This is a genomic window from Streptomyces recifensis (genome assembly GCF_002154615.1).
In the GTDB taxonomy this organism is placed as follows: domain Bacteria; phylum Actinomycetota; class Actinomycetes; order Streptomycetales; family Streptomycetaceae; genus Streptomyces; species Streptomyces griseoluteus.
This window is the reverse complement of record NZ_MUNH01000157.1, coordinates 1-6,509: the sequence shown is the minus strand read 5'-3', so window position 1 is coordinate 6,509 and position 6,509 is coordinate 1. Positions and strand designations below refer to the sequence as shown.

7 protein-coding genes are annotated in these 6,509 nt (G+C 71.9%); 4 read left to right on the top strand and 3 right to left on the bottom strand.

The features are described 5' to 3' along the window. The first annotated feature begins 155 nt into the window (after window positions 1-155). The 4 genes from CCN33_RS10230 (at window position 156) to CCN33_RS10215 (ending at window position 3,705) form a co-directional block, all read left to right on the top strand. Complete coding sequence (locus CCN33_RS10230) at window positions 156-593, top strand: roadblock/LC7 domain-containing protein (RefSeq protein ID WP_086693336.1); 438 nt, start codon at window positions 156-158, stop codon at window positions 591-593. Between the two features lie 6 nt (window positions 594-599). Further along, a complete protein-coding gene (locus tag CCN33_RS10225) occupies window positions 600-980 on the top strand; it encodes a DUF742 domain-containing protein (protein WP_244173751.1) in 381 nt (126 codons plus the stop codon). A 184-nt stretch (window positions 981-1,164) separates the two neighbouring features. Next, complete coding sequence (locus tag CCN33_RS10220) at window positions 1,165-1,959, top strand: carbon-nitrogen hydrolase family protein (RefSeq protein ID WP_086693335.1); 795 nt, start codon at window positions 1,165-1,167, stop codon at window positions 1,957-1,959. A 48-nt stretch (window positions 1,960-2,007) separates the two neighbouring features. Next, complete coding sequence (locus CCN33_RS10215; protein ID WP_086693334.1) at window positions 2,008-3,705, top strand: flavin monoamine oxidase family protein; 1,698 nt, start codon at window positions 2,008-2,010, stop codon at window positions 3,703-3,705. A gap of 36 nt (window positions 3,706-3,741) precedes the next feature. Here the strand turns inward: CCN33_RS10215 and CCN33_RS10210 are convergent, their stop codons facing one another. From CCN33_RS10210 to CCN33_RS10200, 3 genes are all read right to left on the bottom strand, one after another. Continuing rightward, complete coding sequence (locus tag CCN33_RS10210; protein WP_086693333.1) at window positions 3,742-4,674, bottom strand: LLM class F420-dependent oxidoreductase; 933 nt, start codon at window positions 4,672-4,674, stop codon at window positions 3,742-3,744. Window positions 4,675-4,785: 111 nt separating this feature from the next. Beyond that, window positions 4,786-5,472, bottom strand: coding sequence for a DUF5995 family protein (locus CCN33_RS10205; protein ID WP_086693332.1), 687 nt, complete (start codon window positions 5,470-5,472; stop codon window positions 4,786-4,788). 91 nt (window positions 5,473-5,563) lie between these two features. Then, window positions 5,564-6,509, bottom strand: a 946-nt coding sequence (locus tag CCN33_RS10200) for a uracil-xanthine permease family protein (protein ID WP_279628157.1), incomplete at its 5' end; no start/stop codon positions are given.

The window sequence follows — 6,509 nt, the reverse complement described above, 5'->3', positions numbered from 1 at the left end:
CCGCGCCGAGCGGGGTGTCGTCGGCGGGCGGCGGGTCGGCGCGGCCGACCCCGAGGAGATGCGAGCCCTGTTCGCCGCCTTCCAGCGGGGCCTGAGCGACGGCCGCAACGGCATTCCCGCCGACGTCAACGCCGACGAAGGGACGGACACCGACGATGTACGGTGACGATCTGAACCCGGAGAACCCGGCCGTGCCCGAGGGTGCGCCCGGTACCGACCTGGGCTGGCTGCTCGACGACCTCGTCTCGCGCACCGAACACGTCCGCCAGGCCGTGCTCCTGACCGCCGACGGACTGCCGCTCAGCAGCTCCGACGGCATGCGGCGCCGCGACATCGAGCACCTGTCCGCCGTCTGCTCGGGCCTGCAGGGGCTCGCCGACTCGGCGGGGGAGCGGTTCGCGGCCGGTGAGGTCCGGCAGACCATGGTCATGCTGGAGGACGCCTACCTCTTCATCACCCCCGCCGGACACGGCAGCCGGCTCGCCGTGCTGTGCGAGGCCCGCACCGACGTGGGGCAACTGGCCCACGAGATGGCCCTCCTCGTCCGCCGCCTCGGCCGTCATCTGGACGCCGCGGCCCGCTCGGCGCCGTGACCGGCGGTGGACGAGGAGTACTGGTACGAGGAGGACACCGGGGCGATGGTCCGCCCCTACACCGTCACCCGCGGCCGCACCCGGCCCTCGGCGCGGCACGCCATCGACCTGATGTCCCGGGTCACGGCACTGGAACCCGGCCCGGACGGTCCCGGTGTCGACCACGCCCGCGCGGCGCTGCTCGGCCATGTCCGGCGCGGACCGCGCCCGGTCGTCGAGCTGGCGGCCGACGCCGACCTGCCGCTCACCGTGGTCCGCGTCCTCCTCGGTGACCTGGCCGAACAGGGGCTGATCCGTATCGACGCGCCCCGCCGCCTCCCGCTCCACGAAGGCGCCGCCGACCCCGAGCTGCTGCGGGAGATCGTGCGGCGGCTGCGCGAGCTGTAGCCGCCTTCTACGCGCGTGCACCCGGGGCCCGCGCAATGAATCGCCGCCCGGGGGCTTGTCGACGCAACGAACCGCGCACCGGCGCGCAACGGGTGCTTCTTGTCCGGGTGAGCGCGCCGACCGTACCGTCTTACTGGCTTCCCGATGCCCCCCCGAATCCCCCTTTTCCCGGTGAGGAACACCCATGCGCACCGCCCTGCTCCAGAGCTCCGGCCGCCCCGGTTCCGTCGCCGAGAACCTCAAGGTCCTCGACGAGGCCGCGGGCCGCGCCGCCGCAGCGGGCGCCGGGCTGCTGGCCGCACCGGAGATGTTCCTGACCGGGTACGCGATCGGCGGCGAGATCCCGCACCTCGCCGAGCCCGCCGACGGCGACTCGGCCGATGCCGTCGCCGACATCGCCACCCGGCACGGCCTGGCCATCGCCTACGGCTACCCCGAGCGCGACGGCGACACGGTGTACAACTCCGCCCAGATCATCTCGGCCGAGGGCGCCCGGCTCGCGGGCTACCGCAAGACCCATCTGTTCGGCTGCTTCGAGCGCGACCACTTCACGCCGGGCGAGCGGCAGGTCGTCCAGACCGAGCTGAACGGCCTCACCGTGGGCCTGCTGATCTGCTACGACGTCGAGTTCCCGGAGAACGTCCGCGCCCACGCGCTGGCCGGCACCGACCTGCTGATCGTGCCGACCGCGCAGATGCACCCGTACCAGTTCGTGCCGGAGTCGGTGATCCCGGTGCGCGCCTTCGAGAACCAGATGTACGTGGCCTACGTCAACCGGGTCGGCCAGGAAGGGGAGTTCGAGTTCGTCGGGCTCACCACACTGGCCGGGCCCGACGGGGTGGCCCGCGTCCGCGCCGGGCGCGCCTCCGCCGAGCTGGTGTTCGCCGACGCCGACCCCGCCTTCCTGGCCGCCTCCCGCGAGGCCAACCCGTACCTGAAGGACCGCCGCCCCGGTCTGTACGGCTCGCTCACCGCCTGACCCCCCCACAGTTCGTCGCAGTACTTCCGCGCAAGGAGTCCGTACCCCATGACGTCCACGGTGCCCAACGCCGTCGAGCACGCCGACGAGCAGCAGCCGCCGATCACCATGTTCGGCCCGGACTTCCCCTACGCCTACGACGACTTCCTCGCCCACCCGGCGGGGCTCGGCCAGATACCGGCCACCGAGCACGGCACCGAGGTCGCCGTCATCGGCGGCGGCCTGTCCGGCATCGTGGCCGCGTACGAGCTGATGAAGATGGGCCTCAAGCCCGTCGTCTACGAGGCCGACCAGCTCGGCGGCCGGCTGCGGACCGTCGGTTTCGAGGGCTGCGACGAGTCGCTGACCGCCGAGATGGGCGCGATGCGCTTCCCGCCGTCCTCCACGGCCCTCCAGCACTACATCGACCTCGTCGGCCTGCACACCCGGCCCTTCCCGAACCCGCTGGCCGAGGGCACGCCGTCCACCGTCGTGGACCTCAAGGGCGAGTCGCACTACGCGGAGACCGTCGAGGACCTGCCGCAGGTCTACCGGGACGTCGCCGCCGCGTGGGGCAAGTGCCTGGAGGAGGGCGCCGACTTCTCCGACATGAACCGCGCCATGCGCGAGCGTGACGTGCCGCGCATCCGCGAGATCTGGGCGAAGCTGGTCGAGAAGCTCGACAACCAGACCTTCTACGGCTTCCTCTGCGACTCCGAGGCGTTCAAGTCCTTCCGGCACCGCGAGATCTTCGGCCAGGTCGGCTTCGGCACCGGTGGCTGGGACACCGACTTCCCCAACTCCATCCTGGAGATCCTGCGCGTCGTCTACACCGAGGCCGACGACCACCACCGGGGCATCGTCGGCGGCTCCCAGCAGCTCCCGCTGCGCCTGTGGGAGCGCGAGCCGGAGAAGATCGTCCACTGGCCCTACGGCACCTCGCTGGCCTCCCTGCACCTCAACGGCGAGCCCCGCCCAGCCGTGACCCGGCTGAACCGCACCTCCGGCAACCGGATCACCGTCACGGACGCGGGCGGAGACATCCGGACCTACCAGGCGGCCATCTTCACCGCCCAGTCCTGGATGCTGCTCTCCAAGATCGCCTGTGACGACTCGCTCTTCCCGATCGACCACTGGACCGCGATCGAGCGCACCCACTACATGGAGTCCTCCAAGCTCTTCGTGCCGGTGGACCGGCCGTTCTGGCTGGACAAGGACGAGGAGACCGGCCGGGACGTCATGTCGATGACGCTCACCGACCGCATGACCCGCGGCACCTATCTGCTGGACGACGGCCCGGACAAGCCCGCCGTCATCTGCCTCTCCTACACCTGGTGCGACGACAGCCTGAAGTGGCTGCCGCTGTCCGCGAACGAGCGGATGGAGGTCATGCTGAAGTCGCTCGGCGAGATCTACCCCAAGGTCGACATCCGGAAGCACATCATCGGCAACCCGGTGACCGTCTCCTGGGAGAACGAGCCCTACTTCATGGGCGCGTTCAAGGCCAACCTGCCCGGCCACTACCGCTACCAGCGCCGCCTGTTCACGCACTTCATGCAGGACCGGCTGCCCGAGGACAAGCGGGGCGTCTTCCTCGCCGGTGACGACATCTCCTGGACCGCCGGCTGGGCCGAGGGCGCGGTCCAGACCGCGCTGAACGCGGTCTGGGGCGTCATGCGGCACTTCGGCGGCGAGACCGACCCGACCAACCCGGGCCCCGGCGACGTGTACGACGAGATCGCGCCCGTCGAGCTGCCCGAGGACTGAGCCGGAAGGGCCGGAGCGGGCGCGGGCGGGCGGGGTTCAGACCCCGGCCGCCCGCGCCTTCTCGTACAGCTCGGCGGCGGTGTCCTTCAGCTCGGCCGCGTCCCGGGCCTCGCTCTGGACGTCCAGGAGTATCTCCGCGTCCGGCACGATGCCGGTGTGCGCCGCGATGTCCGCCGCGATCTGGTCGGTGTCGCCCTCGAACAGCGGGCGGTCCGCGGCGGTGTTCGGCTTCGCGGCCACGCGCGCGTTGACCCTGACGACCGTACGGACGGGCTCCGTGCGCCCGGTTTCCTCGGCCAGCTCCCGCAGGGCGCGCCACTGGGCGGCGAGCTGCTCGGGACCGTAGGCGCCCGGCAGCCAGCCGTCGGCCCGCTCCACCAGCCGCCGCATCGCCCGCCGGTTGGTCGCGGCCAGCAGGACCGGGATCGGCCGGACCGGCTTCGGGCCGACGATCGCGGAGGCGATGTCGGTGGTCTTGCCGTGATGGACGACCGGATCGGGACCCCATACGGCCCGGCACACCGCGATCACCTCGTCCAGCGCCGTGCCGCGCTCCTCGAAGGGGAGGACGCCCGAGGCCGCGTACTCGTCCAGGGACCAGCCGGTGCCGAAGCCCGCGAGGACCCGCCCGCCGCTCACCACGTCCAGCGTGGCCAGCGACTTGGCGAGCTGGAACGGCAGGTGCAGCGGGGCCACCAGCACGCTGGAGCCCAGCTCGGCGCGCGAGGTCGCGGTGGCGGCCAGGGTGAGGGTGACCAGCGGGTCGGCCACACCTCGGTACCCCTCCGGCCAGGGCAGACCCGGTATGCCGTACAGGCCCTGGGTGGCGGGCTCCGGGACCAGGGCCCGCTCGAAGACCCACAGGCTGTCGTAACCGATCTCCTCGGCGGCGCGTGCCACGTCGGGCACGTCCCTGCCGAGGTCGTACTGGCGCATCTGGGGAAGGCCGAGGCCGAGCCTGGTCGTCATACCGGTGCTCCTTCGCGTCGGGATGCCTCTTCAACGCGCGGCCCTCGCCCGGCTGTTCCGTAAGTCACCCGATGGGGTGACTTCAGGCCACCTGGGTCCACGCGGTCCACCTCAGTCACCGAGTGGGGTGAGCAGCATCCGCCCCGCGAAGCCGACCGCCGCGTCCAGCCGGGCCGTGAACTCCTCGGCCATGTCACCGCAGCGGCGCAGCGCCCACAGCACCCGCGCCGCCGACCAGGTGGCGTCGCGGGCCCGCTCCAGGCTCCACGCGCCCAGCAGATGCGTGATCGGGTCGGCGATCTGGAGCAGGTCGGGACCCGGCATCAGGTCCTCGCGGATGCGCTCCTCCAGCTCGGCCAGCAGCTCGCCCACCCGGTCGAACTCGTCCTCCAGCTCGGCCGGCGCACACCCCAGCGCCCGGCAGGTGTCGACCACGGCGACCGCCAGGTCGTGCCCGATGTGCGCGTTGATACCGGCCAGCGCGAACTGCAGCGGCCGTACGCCGGGATGGCGGCGGAGCTGGAACAGCGGGCGCCAGCAGGCGGGCGGCAGGCGGTCCTCCTCGACCGCGTCCACCGCCGCGAGGTACCGCTCCGCGAACCGGACGTCCAGCGCGGCCGCCGCGCACGCGTCCGGGAACTCCCCGGCGTCCAGCCGGCGGTCCACCTCCTCGGTGACGGTGAGGTAGACCCGGTTGAACACGGCGACCCCGTCCCGTTCGGGCAGCGCCGCGTCGAGCGCGCGCATCCGGGTCAGGACGGCGTCGACGGGGGTGGTGGAGTATCGCGGCAGCACCATGGGGGAAGGGTGGCAGCCGCGCACCGGCCGGTGGGCCGACCGGCCCGGTGCTTCGCCGGAACGAGCGAACGCCGGGCCGGTACGGCCGCCGCTACGGCTTGCCGGACCCGTCGGCACGGCCCTCGTCGGGCTTGTCGTACGACGAGGTGCCCTCGTCCAGCAGCGGCTGCTGGGTCTTCAGGTGGGCCGGGGCGAAGGCGCGCAGGGCGTGGTAGCCGGTGATGACGACCAGGGTGCCCAGCGCGATGCCGCTCAGCGAGAAGGTGTCGGTGAACTTCATGGTGACGTTGCCGACGCCGATGATGATGCCCGCGGCCGCCGGGACCAGGTTCAGCGGATTGCGCAGGTCGACCTTGCCGTGCAGCCAGATCTGGGCGCCGAGGAGGCCGATCATGCCGTACAGGATGACCGTGATGCCGCCGAGCACACCGCCGGGGATCGCGGCCACCACCGCGCCGAACTTGGGGCAGACGCCGAACAGCAGGGCGAAGCAGGCGGCGGCCCAGTAGGCGGCCGTGGAGTAGACGCGGGTCGCGGCCATCACGCCGATGTTCTCGGAGTAGGTGGTGTTCGGCGGGCCGCCCACCGCGGTGGACAGCACCGAGGCGACGCCGTCCGCCGAGATCGCGGTGCCGAGCTTGTCGTCCAGCGAGTCGCCGGTCATCTCGCCGACCGCCTTGACGTGGCCCGCGTTCTCCGCGACCAGCGCGATCACCACGGGCAGCGCGACCAGGATCGCCGACCACTGGAACGTCGGCCCGTGGAAGGAGGGCAGCCCGATCCAGTCCGCCTTGGAGACGCCGGAGAGGTCCAGGCGCCAGTGGTCGGTGACCTTGCCGCTCGCGTCCGCCGAGTGGATCTTCCCGAGGGTCAGGTCGAAGATCCAGGAGATCAAATAGCCGAAGACCAGACCCAGGAAGATGGCGATGCGCGACCAGAAGCCGCGCAGGCAGACCACGGCGAGCCCGGTGAACAGCATCACCAGCAGCGCCGTCCACTGGTCCTGCGGCCAGTACGTCGTCGCGGTCACCGGTGCC

What these genes read in the sequence shown, in the direction of transcription:
- CCN33_RS10220 (WP_086693335.1), top strand. Translation starts at nt 1,165, where the DNA reads ATGCGCACCGCCCTGCTCCAGAGCTCCGGCCGCCCCGGTTCCGTCGCC.
- CCN33_RS10215 (WP_086693334.1), top strand. Translation starts at nt 2,008, where the DNA reads ATGACGTCCACGGTGCCCAACGCCGTCGAGCACGCCGACGAGCAGCAG.
- CCN33_RS10210 (WP_086693333.1), bottom strand. Translation starts at nt 4,674, where the DNA reads ATGACGACCAGGCTCGGCCTCGGCCTTCCCCAGATGCGCCAGTACGAC.
- CCN33_RS10230 (WP_086693336.1), top strand. Translation starts at nt 156, where the DNA reads ATGTACGGTGACGATCTGAACCCGGAGAACCCGGCCGTGCCCGAGGGT.
- CCN33_RS10205 (WP_086693332.1), bottom strand. Translation starts at nt 5,472, where the DNA reads ATGGTGCTGCCGCGATACTCCACCACCCCCGTCGACGCCGTCCTGACC.